This is a genomic window from Leclercia barmai (assembly GCF_049312895.1).
Lineage (GTDB): Bacteria > Pseudomonadota > Gammaproteobacteria > Enterobacterales > Enterobacteriaceae > Enterobacter > Enterobacter barmai.
Genome location: NZ_JBMNWZ010000004.1, coordinates 108,657 through 128,440, shown reverse-complemented (window position 1 = coordinate 128,440; position 19,784 = coordinate 108,657). Strand labels below are relative to the sequence as shown.

Sequence of the window (19,784 nt, the reverse complement as noted above, 5' to 3'; positions counted from 1 at the left end):
AAATTGACCAAAAACTTTAGCGAATGATGCATAACCTGTCATCCATAAAAGGGTAAACAATCATGCGTTAACGATAACTTCGCTGAATCTTTTCTTTGCTTCGCAGGAAATTTTGGCTTGCGCGCAAGGGCATATTCGAATAAAAATACAAAAATTACGAATAAACATTCATTGAGGGGTTATGCCGTGGTGAAGGAACGTAGAATCGAACTGGTCCAGGGATTCCGTCATTCTGTTCCCTATATCAACGCCCACCGGGGAAAGACGTTTGTCGTCATGCTGGGTGGCGAAGCCATTGAGCATGAAAATTTCTCCAGCATAGTCAATGATATAGGCCTGCTGCACAGCCTGGGGATCCGCCTGGTGGTTGTTTATGGCGCCCGCCCGCAGATCGAACAGAATCTGGCCGCGCACCATCACGAGCCGATCTACCACAAGCATACCCGCGTTACCGACGCCAAAACGCTGGAGCTGGTTAAGCAGGCAGCCGGTCTGCTGCAGCTGGATATTACCGCGCGCCTGTCGATGAGCCTCAACAACACCCCGCTGCAAGGGGCGCACATTAACGTGGTCAGCGGTAATTTTATTATCGCCCAGCCGCTTGGCGTGGATGACGGTGTGGATTATTGCCACAGCGGACGTATTCGTCGTATTGATGAAGAGGCCATCCATCGCCAGCTCGACGGCGGTGCGATTGTGCTGACCGGCCCGGTCGCCGTCTCCGTCACCGGCGAAAGCTTCAACCTCACCTCCGAAGAGATAGCCACCCAGCTGGCGATCAAGCTGAAGGCTGAGAAAATGATCGGCTTCTGCTCCTCTCAGGGGGTGACTAACGAGCTGGGGAATATCGTCTCCGAGCTGTTCCCGAACGAAGCCCAGGCGCGCGTCGACGCGCTCGAGGCGCAGGGTGATTATTACTCCGGCACCGTGCGTTTTCTGCGCGGCGCAATCAAAGCCTGCCGCAGCGGCGTGCGCCGCAGCCACCTGATCAGCTATCAGGAAGATGGTGCCCTGCTGCAGGAGCTGTTCTCTCGCGACGGCATCGGGACGCAGATTGTGATGGAGAGCGCGGAGCAAATTCGTCGCGCCACCATCAACGACATCGGCGGCATTCTGGAGCTTATCCGCCCGCTGGAGCAGCAGGGGATCCTGGTGCGTCGCTCCCGCGAGCAGCTGGAGATGGAGATCGACAAGTTCACCATTATTCAGCGCGATAACCTGACCATCGCCTGTGCGGCGCTCTATCCCTTCCCGGAAGAGAAGATCGGCGAGATGGCCTGCGTGGCGGTGCATCCTGATTACCGCAGCTCGTCGCGCGGCGAAGTGTTGCTGGAGCGAATTGCTCTCCAGGCACGCCAGATGGGGCTGAGCAAGCTGTTCGTGCTGACCACCCGCAGCATTCACTGGTTCCAGGAGCGGGGGTTTAGCCCGGTGGACATTGATTCCCTGCCGGAAACCAAGAAAGAGATGTATAACTATCAGCGTCGTTCTAAGGTGCTGATGGCGGATCTGGGATAAGCTCTTCCCTCTCCCATCAGGTTTAGGGATCACCACAATAAATATTGGCACGGTCTGCCCCCTCTCCATTCAGGGAGAGGGCTGGGGTGAGGGGGAACATGCGGCTGTGGTGGTGGTTCCGTTCACTGTATCTTTTGTGCTTCTCTGTCAGCTCCGTCACCCGTGAACGTGCTAAGTGGGCTCGCCGCCGCCCCCTTAGCAATCCCGGCTCCCGGCAAAGAAAATCGCCGCTTCGCGGTGCACTCAGCTTATTCCCGCAGGCTTTCGGGTCGGGTACCAGCCTGCATCCATGCAGGCTATACCCTCTCGGCGCGTCCCTGCGCCTCGCCCCGGCCTGCGGTCAACGCTTCGTCGATTTTCAGCCGAACGAGGCAGTCGCTTTAAGTCATTTATTATCCTGAAATTATTTCATCGCATCAAACATACGAAAATTACTGGGGATTCTTCAACCCATTGGGAGAAGGAATAATCACAGGGTCTCAAAAATCGCGCTCAGGCCGCTGCGCCGCTCTGTACGAGTGGTGACGGCCTGGGTCAGCACGCCTTCATCTGCATACAGCGACAGCCGCCGACGGGCGCGGGTAATGGCGGTATAGACCAGCTCGCGGGTGACGACCGGGGAGATCTGGTTAGGTAAAATCAGCGCCGCATGATCGAACTCAGAGCCCTGGGATTTATGCACCGTCATAGCCCAGGCGGTTTCATGTTCCGGCAGGCGGCTGGGCTGGACCGATTTCACGCTGCCATCGGGCATCTGGAACCAGACGCGCAGCCCCTGACCGCGATCCAGCGCAATGCCAATATCGCCGTTAAACAACCCCAGCGCGCTGTCGTTGCGTGAGATCATCACCGGCCTTCCCTCATACCAGCGCGAATGCGGCTGGCGACCAATCCGCCGTTTTTGCGCCAGCACCTGCTCCAGCCTTTCGTTAAGGCCGGCAACGCCAAAGGGCCCATCCCGCAAGGCACACAGCAGTTGGAAGCCACCAAATGCAGCCAGAATGTCTGCTTCGGAAGCCTGCTGCTGCACGCTGTCGAGGAAGTGTTGATACCCCTGCAGGGCATCTTCGAGCATCACCAGATACTCTTCCCCGCTCTGAAGCTGTTTTTTCTCGATATCACTGAATTTGCCGTCAAATACCGAGCGGATAGCGTGACGATCGCCGCGGTTGACCGCCGCCGCCAGCTGTCCGATGCCTGAATCGCTGCCGAAACGGTAGCTTTTTTGCAGCAGGCACAGGCTGTCGCGCAGCGCACCCGCCACCGGGCTGACGTTGCCCTCCATCTCGCATCCCGTCATGCTGGCAAGCTCCTGCGCGCGCTGGACGGTAAATCCGGCGCAGGCCCAGGTACAGATGTCTCCCAGCACCGCGCCCGCTTCGACGGAGGCCAGCTGATCGCGATCGCCCAGGAAGATCACCCGGGCATGAGGCGGCAGGGCGTCGATCAGGCGGGACATCATCGTCAGGTCGATCATCGAGGCTTCATCCACCACCAGCACATCCAGATGCAGCGGATTTCCGGCATGGTAGCGCAGGCGCTGGCTGCCCGGTTGCGCGCCGAGCAGACGGTGCAGCGTGCTCGCTTCCGTCGGGAATCGCGTACGCTGAGCGTCGGTCAGGGGGAGTTTTTGCAGAGCACCGCCCAGAGATTCGGTCAGGCGCGCGGCGGCTTTACCGGTCGGTGCCGCCAGGCGAATACGGCATTTCTGCTCTCCCGCCATCTGGATCAACGCCGCCAGCAGGCGGGCAACGGTGGTGGTTTTACCGGTACCCGGCCCGCCGGAAATCACAGAGATGCGCCGCGTTAACGCAACCGCCGCGGCCACCTTTTGCCAGTTGACGGCCTCATCAGAGGTGAACAGCGCGTTCAGGGTACGCTGAACGTCGGCGCTGTCATGAGGCAAAGGCTGGTTGGCTTCGCTAAAGAAGCTGGCCACCGCCCGCTCGTAGCGCCACATCCGGTTGAGATAGAGCCGCTCGCCGGTCAGCACCAGCGGCGTCGGTTCATCCCCGGTACTCACCGCGCGGGAGCGCAGGAGCGTGGCTTCCCAGTCCGGCTCTTCGTCAAACAGGGCAAAGCAGGGCTGTAACGCGGCGCTTTTCGCCTCGGCCCGCAGTCGCGACAGCGGCAGGCAAACGTGCCCTTCTCCCGTATCACGGCTTAAAACTGCCGCCGCCAGCATCACCGCCGGCTCGTCGTTACCGGCCACCATCATCGCGAACTGCACATCCAGACGACGCAGCACGCGCTGCTCTACGGCCTCCAGCAAGTGTTCCTGCATCGTCATTGTGTTAGCTCCTCGTTACTGGCTGAAAACAGGCTATCCATTTGATCAATTAACGCTTCATCCGGGCGGGTGGCAAAGCAACCGGCACCCGGCGAGCTGCCATCCACCCCACGTAAAAACAGGTAGATCACCCCACCGAAATGCTGTTGATAGTCATAGTCGGCAATACGGTGACGTAAATAACGGTGCAGCGCCAGGGTGTAGAGCTGGTACTGCAGATCGTAGCGATGGGACTGCATCGCCCTGGCCATGGCCTGCGGGGTGTACGCTTCGCTGTTTTCCCCCAGCCAGTTGGATTTATAGTCCAGCAGGTAGTAGCGGCCATTGTGGCGGAACACCAGGTCGATAAAGCCTTTCAGCATGCCGCGCACCTGACGAAAATCGAGCGGAGGGCAGCCCTGCGACAGGGGATCGTACTCGCGGATCAGTGCATCCAGCGCATCGGCGGTGAGCGGTCCGGCCACGGGCAGATAAAACTCCATCTCAACCTGTTTATCAGCGGCCGTTAGCTTGCTCAGCGAGATGCCCTCCTCATTGAGCGGGGTCTCCAGCACCTGGGCGATCCAGCGGGTCAACACCGGCTCCCAGTGGGCGTCATAGCCCCCTTTTTGCAGCATCTCCAGCACCCACTCCGGGGAGACGGGCTGCGTAAAATCGAGCGCTTCAAACAGGCTGTGTAAAAAGGTCCCCGGCGAGGCTCCGCGCGGAAACTGGTGCGGGGTCAGCTCAGGCTGCTGCGGCACATCGCCGGTGCCCGCGGCATCAACGTCGAGGCGCGGCATCAGATCCTGGGCGATACTGTGCCCGTTCTGCTGTAGCCCGGAATAGCTGGTAACCCGCCAGTCGTCGAACAGCGAGCGGGCCACCTGCCGCGCCTGCAGATCCGGCATTACCGGCTCCGGCATGTGCCAGCGGGCGGTGTCTGCCACACCCGCAAGCTGCAGCGCGATGTGCTCGTTGCAGAGCGCCTCCAGGCACTGGCGCAGACCGGCGGCGTCTTTCGGCTCGCCGCGCTGGATCAGACGCCCGAGCGCGCTCAGGTGAAAATCGCTGTCGCCGGATTTTTCACCCCGACGGCGGAACAGCGGCGCCACGCCTAAGCTGCAGTGCCACACCGAACGGGTTAACGCCACATACAGCAGACGCAGATCTTCCGCCAGCCGCTCGGCCTCGGCCAGTTCCACGCTGTCGTCGGCCTTGCTGAGGTCGAGCACCGCTTCAAAGGTTTTACGATCGTGATAAAAGGCCTGATCCTGCACCCGGTAATTGGCAATAAAAGGCAACCAGACCAGGGGATACTCCAGCCCTTTCGATTTGTGAATGGTGACGATTTTGACCAGATGCTTGTCACTTTCGAGGCGCATTTGCTGGCTTGAAGCATTGCTGTTTGGCTCAGCGATGTGCTGCGCCAGCCAGCGCACCAGGGCGTACTCGCTTTCAAGCTGTGCGCCCGCCTCCTGAAGCAGTTCACTGATGTGCAGAATATCGGTCAGGCGGCGTTCGCCTCCGGCGGTTGCCAGCATATTTTCAGCGATGTTGCGCTGGGTCATGATGTCGCGCAGCATCGCCATGACGCCCCGCTTCTGCCAGCGCTCACGGTAGCGGGTAAACTCCTCTACCGCCTCATCCCAGAGGACCTCGCTGTTATTCAGCGTATCGATATCCTGGGCGTTAAGACCGAGCATGGCGCTTGCCAGCGCGCTGCGCAGAGTGCTTTCACGCTCCGGTGCCAGTACCGCCTGCAGCAGCCAAAGCATCTCCTGGGCTTCCAGCGTTTCAAACACGCTGTCGCGGTTTGAGAGATAGACCGAAGGAATGCTCAGCAGGGTCAGCGCATCGCGGATCAGCGCCGCCTCCTGGCGGCTGCGCACCAGCACCGTAATGTCCGACGCCTTCACCGGCTGGGCGTCATCGCCCCGGTGCAGGATCGCTTCGCCGCGCACCCCTGCGCTAAGCCAGTCGCGGATTTGTGCCGCGCAGTGCTGAGCCATAAAGGTCTGGTAATCCCCGACGCCGCACCCCTCGCCCTCCATCAGCCAGATGCTCATCGCTGGCTGGAAGTCGCCCTTATACTCGAAACGCAGCGTGGCGTTCCTCGGGGCGGATTTGACCGGTAAAAAAGGGATTTCCCGGAACATGAAGGCGTCGTTCATCTGTGAGAAGAGCGTATTCACACTGTCGACCATGCCGGGCGCCGAGCGCCAGTTGGTGTCCAGGGTGTAGTGCGCGGCCACTTCGCCACGCGCTTTCATATAGGTGAAGATATCCGCCCCACGGAACGCGTAAATCGCCTGTTTCGGGTCGCCAATCAGCAGCAGCGCGGTATCAGGCTGCTGACGCCAGATGCGGCGGAAAATGCGGTACTGCTGGGGATCGGTATCCTGAAATTCGTCGATCATCGCCACCGGGAAACGCCCCCGGATAGCGGCGGCCAGCGCCTCGCCATTGTCGCTGTTCAGGGCTTCATCGAGACGGCTGAGCATATCGTCAAAACCGAGTTCGCCGCGACGGCGCTTTTCGCGCGCCACCGTTTCGCGGATCTCTGCCAGCGCGCGGGTAATCATCAGATCGTTAAGGGTCAGCGGCTCTGCCAGCAGAGTGTCGATGGCGACAAACAGCGGGTGTTCAGGCACCTCGCCGCCCGCTTTCGTGCGCTCAGCAAGGAACGACTGGGAGAATTTTTCCAGCGCGTCGGGCAGCTGATAGCTGTGCTTCTCTTCCTGGGCCCAGGCGGTGATACGCTCGATATACTTTGCCTGATTGCCGCGGTTGAACTTGCGACGGTCGATGCCGGATCGCTCAATCACCGCCTCGATTTCCGCCACGCTGTCAGACCACTGCTGTTTCATGGTGGCAATTAAGCCGACGATTTTCTCATGGCGGGACGCCAGCGTTTCGTCTGCAGGCGGAGCAGATTTAATGACCGGGGCTTCCCCCTGCAGATAGCGATCGATGGCCCGCAGCAGCTCCTCCGGGCCTTTCCACAATCCGTGTACCGCTTCGGCAATGTCGCGTGGCAGAGGGTAACAGTGGCGACGCCAGAAGTCGGCGCACGCCTGGTAGCGCAGCTGGGATTCATCTTCGATCAGCTGTTGCTCAAAGAGCATGCCGGATTCAAAGGCGTTCAGGCTGAGCATACGCTGGCAGAAGCCGTGGATAGTGAACACGGCGGCCTCATCCATCTGCCGTTCCGCCAGCAGCAGCCACTGGGCCGCCTGCTGTTTATCGTTAATCTCTTCCAGCAGGCTGGCGTACAGCGGGTTATCCGTGCTCTGTCTCAGGCAGGCGATGCGCAGTTCATGAATATTGGAGCGGATACGTCCGCGCAGCTCTTCCGTCGCGGCTTCGGTGAAGGTCACCACCAGCAGCTCTTCCACGCTGAGCGGGCGGCTGAAGGCAGCGCTGCCGCCCAGGCCGAGCAGCAGTCGCAGATAGAGTGCCGCGATGGTGAAAGTTTTTCCGGTTCCCGCTGAGGCCTCTATCAGTCGCTCCCCCTGTAACGGTAAACCTAAGGGGTTAAGGGACTCAGCGGTATCGGTCATTCGTTCTTACTCCTGGGCAAAGATTGCTGCAATGCGCTCACGCTCTTCCATACCGTCCAGCCTGCAGGCGGGGTGACGTCGGCTTTTTTACTCTGGCTACCGGAAACCTGTGACAGGATAGCCATCCCCTGCGGGGCAACCACCGCCTGGTGGAAGAAGTCGGCCACTTTCTGTGGCGTGAGCTGTTTTATCTCGGCCACTACTTTATCACGCGAATCAAAGCGCATATTACCCCGATCAAAATCTTTGCTGATCTTTGATGCTTCTTCAGCCAGCGTCTGCGGCGGCTGCATCATCTGGGTAATGACCGCCTGCTGGATCTGGGCAAACTCTTCTGGCTTCATGGCGCGCAGCTTCGCTTCCGCCTGCGGGAAGAAAGCCTGGAAACGCTGCCAGAGATAATCCGGCTGTTTATCACTGCTTTGCAACAGGAAGCCCATCCCCCACTGGCGGCCAACGTTCATCGAGAAGGCAAAGACGGCATAGCCCAGTTGCTCTTCGGTACGTAACTGGGTGTAGAACCAGGGCTGCACGATTTGTCCGAGCATGGCGCTGTATGCCGAGCTGGCGTATTCGTCATAGCCGGTCGGGACAAAGACCGCTGCCAGCGCGGAATCCGTGCTGCTGCCTGCTTTGTCGAATATCACGTTCTGCTGTTTTTCGACCAGCACGTCCTGGTTACGACACCATTCAGTACCCTTCGCACCCAGCTGTGTACGCACGTCCTGCGCCAGGGTTTTCGCCTGATCTTCGCTCATGTTGCCCACGACCAGGAACTCCGGGCGGGCGTTGGTTTTCAGCGCGGCACGATAGGCCATCACCTCGTCGAGGGTGATGGACGGCAGCAGCGCCCGGCGCTCTTCGCGCTGGAAATAGGGAACCTGGGAGAGCATCTGCACCGGCATGATGGCCTGGTCGAAGGCTTTGCCTTTTTCGGCGGAGTCCATCATCTGCGCATACCAGGATTTCGCCTGCTCAAGCTGCTCCCCGGTGGCGGTGTAGCTGAAATAGCCTTCCAGCAACGCCTTGAACAGCTGCGGCAGACGCTGGGTATAACCGTTAGCGTTCAGCATCAGGCCATTGTTGGCGTTGGTTGAGAAACCGATCCCGCCTACCGCGGCCTGGTTGCTGAGCTGATCCAGCGCGATACCCGCCAGATAGTCATTCAGCGCGAACATCACCTGATTTTTAGCAGTGTCCATCGCCGCAGGGTTACGCAGCACCATGCTGACGTTAGCTTTCGGCTCGCTGGCGAAATAGCGGCTGGGGGTATAGACCACGCGCAGGTCAGGTTCATCCACAATCAGCTGCGGTTTTGGATACTCTTTTGTGGGCTTGATCAGGGTGAAATCATCCGGGATATAGGGGTTCACCTCCGGCAGCTTGAGGGCGATGCCAGCGGCTCTCTTCTGCCAGTCGGCGAAAGTTTGCTCGCTGATTTTGTCCACCTGGTACTCGGCATTCACAAAGTAGGCCGTTTTGTTATGCGGCTCGTTCGGGCTGATATACCAGATACGGGCGTTCTGCGGCGTCATCATCGCCAGGCGGGCTTTAACGGCATCAGCATCGTATTTATCGGCGATGTTGACCGCATCCAGCGTATGCTCAACCGGCACGCGGATCATAGTGTCCGCCAGCCACTCGACGTAGTCCATATCGCGGGTGATGGAAGGATAACGGAAGTCGAGGTCCAGCACGTGCGCCAGTTCGTCGAAGTAGCGTTTATCCACGCCTTTATCGCGCAGCAGCGAGAGGTAGCTGAAAATCGCGGCGACAACCTCGTCGCGATGGGCCAGCCCTTTATCGGTTAAGGTGGCGGAGATCGCCAGCACACCGCTGTTGCCGTTGACGACAGGATCGGAGTCCGCGCGGATACCTTCCACCAGCCCCTGCTTTTGCAGCCAGTCGGAGAGCGTGTCCGGGCTCCGGTTGCCAATCAGATAGTTAACCAGTTCGTCGGTTTTGCTGCGAAACTGCGCAGTATTGTTATCAATACGGAATTCAACGCGCAGCACCTTACGCGGCATCGCAGGAACATAGTGAATGATTAACCCTTTCTGGGCGTCGGTGACCACCGGAACGGTAGTTTCCGGACGGGTAATATTTTTATTCGGCACGCGGCCATAGGTCTGGGCCGCCAGCTGCGCCAGTTCCGGCAGCGGCTTATTGCTGTACACCACGGCCTTCATCAGGTTAGCGGAGTAGTATTTGTCGCGGAATGCGTGCAGTGCGTCGAGCACCGGGCTGCCCGGTTTATCGCTCAGCGTCTCAAGGTTACCGCCGGAGAAGCGAGAGCCGGGGTGTGCGGGGTTGATGGTTTCAGCGCTGACCTGCGCCATACGCATACCGTCCCGGGTACGCGCCAGCGTCAGCTCCGAGTTAACGGCGTTGCGCTCACGATCGGCATATTTTTTATCCAGCAGCGGCGCGGCAATGGCGTCCGCAAGACGATCGACCGCACCTTCCAGCGCATCGTTTTCGACTTCCAGATAAAAAGCCGTACGGTACGGCGCGGTGCTGGCGTTATGGCTGCCACCGTGCATTTTTAAAAATTCGGCCAGGCTGTCAGGCTGCGGATACTTCTTTGAGCCCATCAGGGTCATGTGCTCAAGATAGTGCGCCAGTCCCGGATGGGATTCCGGATCTTCCAGCGAGCCCACCGGCACCACCAGCGCCGACAGTGACTTTACGGCCTGAGGGTCGGAAACCAGCAGCACGACCATCCCGTTATCGAGGCGGATCGCCTGATAGTCACGGGTGTCTTTATCACTTTTGCGGATCGTTTCCTGAACGGGTTGCCAACCGGTATTTGCCTGACTGAGGGGGGCCCAAAGAGCGACGAACAAAACCAACGATTTCAACAAGGTGCTGCCTGGCATTCACTACCTCTTCATCACGGACATCATCATTAACAAGCTTCGTGCCGGACAAGCCAGCATCTCTTTGTTTTGGTACATCAGTCCATGACAAGATGCGCATCATAAATGAATGCCCATCCCTGTGCAATTTTTATACAAATGTCAGGACTGATTAAATTTATACAGCGGCAACAGGTAGCGTCGGGCCTCGTCGGTAATCGCCTCAAAGTACTCAGGTTCAAGGGTTCGCCATAAGCGTTGATACCAGACGTCGTCACCCTCGCCACTGACCATCATGTTGCCTTCGTAGGCCTGCAAAAATTTACTGCGCGCTTTTTGCAGGGTTGCGTCATCCGTTAACATGGCATCATTTGTGGCGTCGTAACAGGTTTTAATCCACGCCCCCCCACTTTCTGGCAGCAGCAGCAGAGGCTTATTCATCCCCTGCAGATAACCCTCAACCAGCTGCGACAGATAGTTCATTGCCTGTTCAGCGGGAAGCGCCGGGAAGCGCCATTCGCCGTCTTTACGTACAAACAACCGGCTCTCACCTTCGCCACCGCTCGCACAGTAGACAAGGTGTTCCAGCCAAAGTTGCAAACCTTGTGAAACGCTGAGCATCGACGGCCGCCAGCGCAGCAGCCCGTCAGGCTGCACATGCTGCAGCCACCCCGTCAGATTGATACCGTTGCAATTGAGATCGATCTCCATGCTCGTACCAGGCTGACGGCACTCAATCACCCGGCCTGCCAGCGCCTGCATCTCCTGACACTGGGCGTCCCAGACGATCTCACCGAAGGCACCATACGGCAGTTGTCCCGCAGCGCGATAGTGCCGGAACAGCTTCTGCGCATCCTCCTGCTCCACCAGCGCATTCAGCAGCTGCTGGTTAAGCTGATAACGGCTTAAGCCATCCAGCGTAAACGGCTCGGCATCCGGGATCTCGCTCTCCTCGGAGCGGAAGTTCACCTGCAACCGCATCTGGAAAAAGGCCCGCACCGGGTGGGCCCAGAAGCGCTGAAGCTGCTCGAAGGGGACAGTATCGATCGCTAACGGCTTCAGGGTCTGGATAAAGTCGCCATGGGCAACCCCTTCTCTCTTCGCGGCGGGCAGCCATTCCCGGGCGTAGCTCTGCTGCTCGTTGTCCTCGTAGTTAACGGCATCAAACGGCATACGGCTGTGGCAGCAGGTGATGTGCGCTTTTACGCGCTTTTCGCTTTCATCACAGTTGAGCTCTTCATCGCCCGGCAGATAGTGGCTTTGGCCGATGTAGTCCACCAGTTCCTGCACCAGCACGGAGGGGAAACGCTCGCTGTTATCTTGAATCGAGCGGCCGATATAGCTGATATAGAGCTGCTGTTGGGCGGAAATCAGCGCCTCAAGGAACAGATAGCGGTCATCATCGCGACGACTGCGGTCACCGCGCTGCGCATTCTGACTCATTAAATCAAAGCCCAGCGGCGCCAGCGCGCGCGGGTAAATACCGTCGTTCATGCCCAGCAGGCAGACAACCTTAAACGGAATGGAACGCATCGGCATCAGGGTGCAGATATTCACCGGCCCGGCGAGAAAACGCTGGCTGATACGTTCCTGATCGAGACGCTGGGTGAGTTCATCCCGCAACAGCGACAGGGGTATCGCTTCGCCATAATGCGAGGAGATACCCTCGTCGATAATGGCCTGCCACTGCTGCTCGATTAACGCCATTGCCGCTTCGGTTTCCTGGTCCGGCAGGAAGAAATCATTGAGCATCTCCCGGCATACCGGCATCCACTCGTCGAGCGGACGGGCCTTCATCAGCTCCCGACGCCAGCGGTTAAGCTGCATCAAAAGCGAAGCCAGGTGCCCGACCAGTTCGGCGATTAAGCCGCTGGATTCGTCATAGGGCAGAACGGCATTCCACTCTCCCTGACTGCTCTCCATGGCGTAGCCGAGCAGCATACGCGTAAGACCAAACTGCCAGGTGTGCTGACCAGTGACAGGCAGCTCAAACTCCTGCACGTTGTCATCGTCCATCCCCCAGCGCACGCCCGATTCGTTGACCCACTGGCGCAGGTAGCGCAGCGCGTCCTCATCAATATCAAAACGGGCAGCCAGCACCGGGACATCCAGCAGAGCCAGTACATCTTCCGGAACGAAGCGGCTGTCCGGCAGGGAAAGCAGGCTGACAAACGCCTGCAGCGCCGGGTGAGACTGGCGAGCACGACGGTCTGAAATCGCAAACGGCAGATAGCGATCCCCCGTGGCACTACCAAATACGGCTTGAATATAGGGGCTGTAGCTGTCGATATCCGCCACCATCACCACGATATCGCGCGGCGTCAGGTCAGGATCGTCTTCCAGCATCGCCAGCAGTTTATCGTGCAGAACTTCCACCTCACGCTGCGGGCTATGGCACAGGTGAACGGTCACGCTGCGATCGTCAGGATCGAGAAGGCGTTTGCTGTCGCTGCGGGAAAACTCTTTGGCGGTGATCCCTGTAACCGCGCGGTTATCCAGCTCCAGGATGTCCCGCTGAACGTTATGCAGCAGGCTGTCCGGGCTGACATCCGCAAAGGCGTCAACATCCCCCTCGCCGGAGGCGGTCAGCTCCGAGAGCATGTAGATGTAGTCGCGCCCCAGCTTGCCCCAGGAGGCCAGCAGCGGGTTCGGTAAGTTCTGTATACCCTGTTCGTCAAAGAGCTCAGACGCCGTCTCGCTGTCTTTAAAGAGCGGCACCGTGCCCTCGTCAAACAGGCGGCGACGCTGGCGGGTCACCATACGGGCCAGCCAGCGGGCATCCTGAATATCCCCCCAGTAATGGCGACAGGGATTGGTAAACAGAATATGGATGTCGATGTGCCTGCCCAGCGCATTCAGCGCTTTCAGGTAGATCGGCGGCAGGGCTGATATGCCGCAGATAAAGACCCGGGACGGCAACCCGGCGGGCGTCTCAGAGGCGGATTCCAGGGTCGCGATAAAGCGATCATAGAGATTCGCACGGTGCCACTGCGGCTGGCCCAGCTGTTCAGTATGCTCAACCAGCGCTTTCCACAACGGTGCCTGCCAGATTTGCGCCTGGTCGAGGCCGTCGACAAGCTCGCCCGCTTCCCAGCGCGTTAACCACTCCGGCCGGTAGACCAGATACTGGTCATACAGATCCGCCGTCCTTGATGCCAGCTGGAACAGTTTTCGTTTATCGGTATCGTCGTTCAGGTAGTGGCGCAGCATGACGAACTCGTCATGGGTCAACATCTCAGGCAGCAGCGACATCAGCTTCCAGCTCATGCTCTGCTTGTTGAATGCGCTCTGTTTTGGGATCTCCGGCAGCACGCGGACAAACATATCCCAGATAAAGCTGGCCGGCAGCGGGAAATCAATGTTGGCGGCGATACCAAACTTTTGCGAAAGGGACATCTGTAACCACTGCGCCATACCGGTGCTCTGAACCAGGATCATCTCCGGTTCAAAGGGATCGTCGAGCCGCTGCTGTTCGACAATAAACTCCATCAGTGCTTCCAGCACATCAAGACGGTTTGAGTGGTAGACCCTTAACATCGCTGCTCCCAACTACTGGCTAACCGGGCAGTGCAGGCGCGTCATTTGACCCTGCCGACCCAGAGGAGAAATAAGTTTGACCGAGATGCTGACACATCCAGCCTGTGTTGTCTGCATCCTGTTTACCTGCCAGCCGGCGGGAACATCCCCGGCGCTCAGCTGTGACTGTGCGTGAACATAACGCCAGAGCTGGCGATACTGCTCAAGGGTGACAAACCGACTGGCTAAAACACGATGGTAACCCGCCAGCGCGGTGACGACCAAGACCATCAGCATCATCGCCAGCAGGACTTCCACCATGCTGAACCCCTTCTGTCTGGCTACGGTTGCTGACATAACGCCCTCTCCTTTATGGGACAAAAATCGCTCCAGCCGTGCGGCGAAAAACGTACGCCGTCTGCCGTTACCTCGCCCTGCCGCCACAGCGTGATGCTGTCGCTGCTGGCGATAAGCAGCGCGCGTGTTTCTATCAGGCGCAAACAGACCCGCCACGGCTGTTGCGGATGCTGCTGGCATGCGTAGTCCCCCTGCGTTTGCCAGTCGAGCGTTCTCCCCCACTCCAGCGCGGACTGAGCTATCGCCTGATGCTCTGTCGCCTGGCGCTCTGTACTAACGATACGCGCCAGTGAATCAAGCTGCTGATTAAGCCCGGCCAGCATCAGGCTGCCCAGAATTAACAGCAGGAGCACCAGCGCCAGCGACGACATTCCCCGCTCACGGCTCACAAATTAAATCCGGTCACGATGTGGTGCGCCTCAACGCCGCCATCGCGCTTCCCCTTAACGGAAGCCGCCAGCGTCAGACTCAGCTCCGGCGCAAAGCCCGCCCGTGTCATACGTTGCACCTGAAAACGCAGCACTCTGATCCTGTCGGGATCGGTCATCCTCTCCCACCCCTTCCCTTCGCAGTGCGTCGCGCCGCGCAATGTTTCCAGCGCGCCGCCGCTCAGGCGAAAACCGGTCTGTTCTGCCGCGGCCGCGGGAGTTGTTTCCCAGCGGCCGTTGCTGTTTTCGTCCCACTGCACAATGACACATTCTCCACCCTGCCCAATTTTCAGCGCCTCACCAACGCACTCGCCTGCACAATATCCGGCGCGCTGCAGATGCTTACCGATGCTGCTTACGCGTAGCCAGAGCTCCTCTTCAAGCTCCTGCTGTTTCGTCAGCACAGTGACAGACTGCTGTAGCGCGGGCAAAAACCGCGCGGCGCTCAACAGCAGCACGCTGCTTATCGCCATGGCTATCAGCAATTCCGTCAAAGAAAATCCCTGCTGCTTCAGCGACACGCGAACTCTCCCTTGCCGTTGCACATGCGGATACGCCCCCACGAGGAGATGACGATCAGCCACTCGCCCGCCTGGCTTTGCAGTCTTACTCGTCCGGCCCAGGCGGTATCCCGTAAACCATAAAACCCCAGCGCAGGCGTTAACTCGGTGATGCTGATATTTCCCCACTGCGGAATAAGCACAAAGGCGCTGTCTGCCCGACACTCAGCCATATCCGTCTTTAACAGGCACCACCGTTTGCCGTCCTGTTTCAGGGTGACGACATGGTCACGGTTATTGCGCCAGGCATCATTGCGTAGCACCACCAGATAATCCCGCACCTGGCGCGCCGTCTGCCATAGCTGCTGTTGCTGCTGCCAGCTCCGCCAGCCGTACAGCCCTGCGGCGCTCAGCGTCATGATGAGCGAAAGGGCAATCAGCATTTCCATGAGGGTGAATCCCTTTTCCTTTTTCATGGCAGCAGGGTGCCGTGAGGAGATCAGCAATTCGAGAGGCAGTTGGATGATTTACGAGGCGCTTTCCGCGGTTTTTAAAGGATTGCAGCGCGTTGCATTTCTTGCGGAAACAGGCTCGCAAAACGCGTAAGCAGGCATAAAAAAACCGGCGCAGAGGGCGCCGGTTGTGTCAGGATTGCAGCATCAGATGGCTACAGGGGCTTTGATCCCCGGATGCGGGTCGTAACCTTCGATTTCGAAATCTTCAAACCGATAGTCGAAAATGGAGTCCGGTTTACGTTTGATAACCAGCTTCGGCAACGCACGCGGCTCGCGGGTCAGTTGCAGATGGGTCTGCTCCATATGGTTGCTGTACAGGTGGGTATCCCCGCCGGTCCAGACAAAATCCCCCACTTCGAGGTCACACTGCTGAGCCATCATATGCACCAGTAACGCGTAGCTGGCGATGTTGAACGGCAGGCCGAGGAAGACATCGCAGGAGCGTTGATAGAGCTGGCAGGAGAGCTTGCCATCCGCCACATAGAACTGGAAAAACGCGTGGCACGGGGCCAGGGCCATTTTATCCAGTTCGCCCACGTTCCAGGCCGACACAATAATACGGCGCGAGTCTGGATCGTTTTTCAGCTGGTTCATCACGGTGGTGATCTGGTCGATATGGCGGCCATCCGGCGTTGGCCAGGCGCGCCATTGCTTGCCGTATACCGGGCCCAGGTCGCCATTTTCGTCCGCCCATTCGTCCCAGATAGAGACGTTGTTCTCACGCAGATAAGCGATGTTGGTATCGCCCTGCAGGAACCAGAGCAGCTCATGAATAATTGAGCGTAAGTGGCAGCGCTTGGTTGTGACCAGCGGAAAACCTTCCTGCAGGTTGAAGCGCATCTGGTGCCCAAAAATGGAGAGGGTACCGGTGCCGGTACGATCGTTTTTTGGTGTGCCCTCATCGAGCACTTTTTGCATCAGTTCAAGATACTGTTTCATGATTCCTCAGGAGACCTGTTGCTGTGGACGACGATACGCCCAGACCATCATTGCAATACCCGCGACGATCATCGGTACAGAGAGGATCTGCCCCATGCTGATGTACTGCACCCACGCACCGGTAAACTGCGCATCCGGCTGGCGGAAGAATTCAACGATGATGCGGAACGCGCCATACCCAATCAGGAACAGGCCAGACACAGAGCCCGTCGGACGCGGTTTACGGATAAACAGGTTCAGAATGATAAACAGCACGACACCTTCCAGCGCCATTTCATACAGCTGCGACATATGGCGCGGCAGGACGCCGTAGGTATCGAAAATCGACTGCCATTCCGGGTGCGACGGCAGCAGCGCCAAATCTTCGGCACGGGACTGCGGGAACAGCATGGTAAAGGATACGCTCGGATCGACACGGCCCCAGAGCTCACCGTTGATGAAGTTACCGAGACGACCGGCCCCCAGACCAAACGGGATCAGCGGCGCAATAAAGTCAGCAACCTGGAAGAAGCTGCGTTTGGTGCGTTTCGCGAAGATGATCATCACCAGGATGACGCCAATCAGGCCACCGTGGAAGGACATCCCGCCGTCCCAGACGCGGAACAGGTAGAGCGGATCGTTCAGGAAGACCGGGAAGTTGTAAAACAGCACGTAGCCGATACGACCGCCAAGGAAAACGCCAAGGAAACCGGCATACAGCAGGTTTTCCACTTCGTCTTTGGTCCAGCCGCTGCCAGGACGTTTGGCGCGACGGCCAGCCAGCCACATGGCAAAAACAAAGCCGACAAGATACATCAGTCCGTACCAGTGAAGCGCAACGGGTCCTACTGAGAAAATGACCGGATCAAACTCCGGAAAATGCAGATAGCCACTGTTCATCTGTCACCACAAGATGTTGTTATTCCGCTGAAAGTGGACAGCGGTAGCGAAGCGCGCAGAGGAATACCCTGCGCTCCAAAGTTGCGAATCATAGCACAAGCGAGCGTGGAGGTTGCGCCGGAGATGTAAAAGATGTGTATAGGGGTTTGTATCCCTCTGCCCGAAGGTCGAGGGATACCCGGGGCTTAACGCCCGCCGCGGATCAGCCCGCCCATGCCGCGACGTTCCATAAAGGCCGCCACCTGATGACGTACTTCCGTCGCCAGCTGTGCTTCAAGGCTGCGCTGCGCCAGCTGCTGGGCCTCCTCATAGTCAATATGGCGCAGCAGATACTTCACGCGGGCCACAGATCGACCGTTCATGGAGAGGTGGCGGAAGCCGAGGCCAATCAGGATCGCCACACACATGGAGTCGCCAGCCATCTCACCGCATAAACGCAGGTCGATACCGTTCGCTTCCGCCTCGCGGGCAATCATCGCCAGCGCACGCAGCATCGCCGGATGCAGACTGTCGTAAATGCTCGCCACCCGGGTGTTGTTGCGATCCACCGCCAGCATGTACTGGGTAAGGTCGTTGGTGCCCACCGAAATAAAGTCGACGCGAGCAGCCAGCTGCGGAAGCATAAAGACCATCGACGGAACTTCCAGCATCACGCCGATACGCGGTTTCGGTATTTCGTAGCCGATCATCTCTTCGACTTCACGCCCGGCACGTTCAATCAGACGACGAGCCTCATCGATCTCATCAATGCTGGTGACCATCGGCAGCAGGATGCTGAGGTTGCCGGTCGCCGCATTGGCACGCAGCATGGCGCGCACCTGGATCAGGAAGATCTCCGGCTGATCGAGAGTGATGCGGATCCCGCGCCAGCCCAGGCACGGGTTCTCTTCGCTGATGGGCATATAGGGCAACTGTTTATCCGCGCCAACGTCCAGGGTACGTAACGTCACCGGTTTGTCGTTGAACATCTGCAACATGCCCTGATACTGCGCGACCTGCTCCTCCTCAGAGGGGAAGCCGCTTTGCAGCATAAACGGGATTTCCGTGCGATAGAGACCGATGCCATCGATGCGGCTGCCGAGCTTCTCTTCGTGTTCCGGACTTAACCCGGCATTGAGCATCACCTTGATCCGCTCACCGCTTTTTAGCGCGGCGGGCTGGTTAACGTCATCTTCCGCCAGGCGGCTCAGCTCGTTCTCTTCGCTGATAAGCTTTTGATATTCCTGCAGCAGGACCGGTTCAGGATCGACCAGCAGCTCGCCGCGATAGCCGTCAACCACCAGCGTTCGCCGGTGCAGCGCAGAGGGCTGAATATCAGCGCCCATAACGGTCGGGATCCCAAGCGCGCGCACCATAATGGCGGCATGGGAGTTGGCAGCACCGTCGCGGACCACGATCCCGGCTAGCCTGTCCTGCGGCAATTCCGCGAGCGTGGTCGCAGAGAGCTCATCCGCCACCAGCACAAAGCGCGGTGGCCAGGTATTGGCCCCCTGAATGGTGTCATCGAGATGGAACAGCAGGCGCTGACCTAAAGTACGCAGATCCCCGGCACGCTCTTTCAGATAGCCATCGGTCAGGGCGGCAAACTGTTCGGCGAATTTTTCGATGATCTTTTTGACCGCCCACTCCGCCACGGAGCCACGGTCGACTTCGTCAAACAGTTCCCGGCGCAGTCGGGCATCGGACAGCAAGTGCGAGTAGAGATCGAAGATCGCCGCCGTCTCTTTTTGCGCGCCGGCAGCAAAGCGCTTGCTGTAGCGGCGAAACTCGTTAGCGGCCTCTTCCAGCGCGCCGGTCAGGCGTTCGCGTTCAAGGGCTGTGTCTAGCGTCGAGGCTTCGTAAACCTGCTCCATCAGCGGCAGCGTGGCGTCCATCCAGCCTTCTGCGATCGCCACACCGGGTGAGGCCGGTAAGGCGCGAATGCGCGTCTGCCGGTACTGACCAAAGAGTGCAGCAAGCTGAGACTGGGAGAGGATCGCCGCCATTTGCGTGGCCAGCGTAACGAGGAAGGACTCTTCGCTTTCGTCGTACTGACGCAGTTCACGCTGCTGAACCACAAGCACGCCCAGCAATTGACGACGCTGGATAATCGGCACGCCGAGGAAGGCGCGGAAGCGCTCCTCTTTTACCGAGGGGATATATTTAAAGCTGGGGTGCTTTTGTGCATCGGCAAGGTTGATGGGTTCAGCCAGACGCCCGACCAGACCCACAACGCCTTCATCAAACGCCAGCGCAACGGTACGGCCACGCGGTTTTTTTAATCCGCGCGTGGCCATAAGGTAGTAACACCTGCGGTCGTGGTCGGCCAGATAGACCGAACATACCTCGGTTTCCATCGCAAGGCAGATATCCGTGACCAGAATATCCAGCGCCTCGTTGAGCCGTGGGGCACTGGCCACCTTCTCGACTATTTCGCGCAGGCGGGTGAGCATAATGTGCGTA

12 protein-coding genes are annotated in these 19,784 nt (G+C 58.6%); 1 reads left to right on the top strand and 11 read right to left on the bottom strand.

What is annotated here, in order from left to right; genetic code table 11:
- Positions 1-186 precede the first annotated feature (186 nt).
- Complete coding sequence (gene argA, locus ACOYA6_RS16345) at positions 187-1,518, top strand: amino-acid N-acetyltransferase (protein WP_039029909.1); 1,332 nt, start codon at positions 187-189, stop codon at positions 1,516-1,518.
- Between the two features lie 469 nt (positions 1,519-1,987).
- Here argA and recD read toward each other — a convergent pair whose 3' ends face one another.
- The 11 genes from recD to ptsP all read right to left on the bottom strand — a co-directional run bounded on the left by recD (position 1,988) and on the right by ptsP (position 19,774).
- Positions 1,988-3,808 carry an exodeoxyribonuclease V subunit alpha gene (gene recD, locus ACOYA6_RS16340; RefSeq protein WP_422655013.1) on the bottom strand — a complete coding sequence of 607 codons (1,821 nt, stop codon included), beginning with the start codon at positions 3,806-3,808 and terminating at the stop codon, positions 1,988-1,990.
- Complete coding sequence (recB, locus tag ACOYA6_RS16335) at positions 3,805-7,350, bottom strand: exodeoxyribonuclease V subunit beta (RefSeq protein WP_422655012.1); 3,546 nt, start codon at positions 7,348-7,350, stop codon at positions 3,805-3,807. Before recB ends, recD begins: the two co-directional genes overlap by 4 nt.
- Positions 7,347-10,229, bottom strand: a complete 2,883-nt coding sequence (gene ptrA, locus ACOYA6_RS16330; protein WP_422655011.1) for a pitrilysin — start codon at positions 10,227-10,229, stop codon at positions 7,347-7,349. Before ptrA ends, recB begins: the two co-directional genes overlap by 4 nt.
- A gap of 141 nt (positions 10,230-10,370) precedes the next feature.
- Positions 10,371-13,745, bottom strand: coding sequence for an exodeoxyribonuclease V subunit gamma (recC, locus tag ACOYA6_RS16325; RefSeq protein WP_039029905.1), 3,375 nt, complete (start codon positions 13,743-13,745; stop codon positions 10,371-10,373).
- Positions 13,746-13,757: 12 nt separating this feature from the next.
- The gene (locus tag ACOYA6_RS16320; RefSeq protein ID WP_138370531.1) at positions 13,758-14,081 is read right to left on the bottom strand and encodes a prepilin-type N-terminal cleavage/methylation domain-containing protein; all 324 of its coding nucleotides are present in this window, start codon (positions 14,079-14,081) and stop codon (positions 13,758-13,760) included.
- Entirely contained in the window at positions 14,066-14,470 is a 405-nt protein-coding gene (locus tag ACOYA6_RS16315) for a DUF2509 family protein (RefSeq protein ID WP_039029903.1), read from the bottom strand. Before ACOYA6_RS16315 ends, ACOYA6_RS16320 begins: the two co-directional genes overlap by 16 nt.
- Positions 14,467-15,030 carry a prepilin peptidase-dependent protein gene (locus tag ACOYA6_RS16310; protein WP_139563541.1) on the bottom strand — a complete coding sequence of 188 codons (564 nt, stop codon included), beginning with the start codon at positions 15,028-15,030 and terminating at the stop codon, positions 14,467-14,469. The genes ACOYA6_RS16315 and ACOYA6_RS16310 overlap by 4 nt, the downstream gene beginning before the upstream one ends.
- Complete coding sequence (locus tag ACOYA6_RS16305) at positions 15,021-15,485, bottom strand: prepilin peptidase-dependent protein (RefSeq protein ID WP_422655010.1); 465 nt, start codon at positions 15,483-15,485, stop codon at positions 15,021-15,023. The genes ACOYA6_RS16310 and ACOYA6_RS16305 overlap by 10 nt, the downstream gene beginning before the upstream one ends.
- Before the next feature lie 183 nt (positions 15,486-15,668).
- Positions 15,669-16,463, bottom strand: a complete 795-nt coding sequence (gene thyA / locus ACOYA6_RS16300; protein WP_039029900.1) for a thymidylate synthase — start codon at positions 16,461-16,463, stop codon at positions 15,669-15,671.
- A 6-nt stretch (positions 16,464-16,469) separates the two neighbouring features.
- Positions 16,470-17,342 carry a prolipoprotein diacylglyceryl transferase gene (gene lgt / locus ACOYA6_RS16295; RefSeq protein WP_039029899.1) on the bottom strand — a complete coding sequence of 291 codons (873 nt, stop codon included), beginning with the start codon at positions 17,340-17,342 and terminating at the stop codon, positions 16,470-16,472.
- A gap of 185 nt (positions 17,343-17,527) precedes the next feature.
- Complete coding sequence (gene ptsP / locus ACOYA6_RS16290; RefSeq protein WP_039029898.1) at positions 17,528-19,774, bottom strand: phosphoenolpyruvate--protein phosphotransferase; 2,247 nt, start codon at positions 19,772-19,774, stop codon at positions 17,528-17,530.
- Positions 19,775-19,784 lie beyond the last annotated feature (10 nt).

Coding starts and splice junctions, on each gene's coding strand:
- recC (WP_039029905.1), bottom strand. CDS start 13,745: ATGTTAAGGGTCTACCACTCAAACCGTCTTGATGTGCTGGAAGCACTG.
- lgt (WP_039029899.1), bottom strand. CDS start 17,342: ATGAACAGTGGCTATCTGCATTTTCCGGAGTTTGATCCGGTCATTTTC.
- ptsP (WP_039029898.1), bottom strand. CDS start 19,774: ATGCTCACCCGCCTGCGCGAAATAGTCGAGAAGGTGGCCAGTGCCCCA.
- thyA (WP_039029900.1), bottom strand. CDS start 16,463: ATGAAACAGTATCTTGAACTGATGCAAAAAGTGCTCGATGAGGGCACA.
- ACOYA6_RS16320 (WP_138370531.1), bottom strand. CDS start 14,081: ATGTCAGCAACCGTAGCCAGACAGAAGGGGTTCAGCATGGTGGAAGTC.
- recD (WP_422655013.1), bottom strand. CDS start 3,808: ATGACGATGCAGGAACACTTGCTGGAGGCCGTAGAGCAGCGCGTGCTG.
- ACOYA6_RS16305 (WP_422655010.1), bottom strand. CDS start 15,485: ATGAAAAAGGAAAAGGGATTCACCCTCATGGAAATGCTGATTGCCCTT.
- recB (WP_422655012.1), bottom strand. CDS start 7,350: ATGACCGATACCGCTGAGTCCCTTAACCCCTTAGGTTTACCGTTACAG.
- ptrA (WP_422655011.1), bottom strand. CDS start 10,229: ATGCCAGGCAGCACCTTGTTGAAATCGTTGGTTTTGTTCGTCGCTCTT.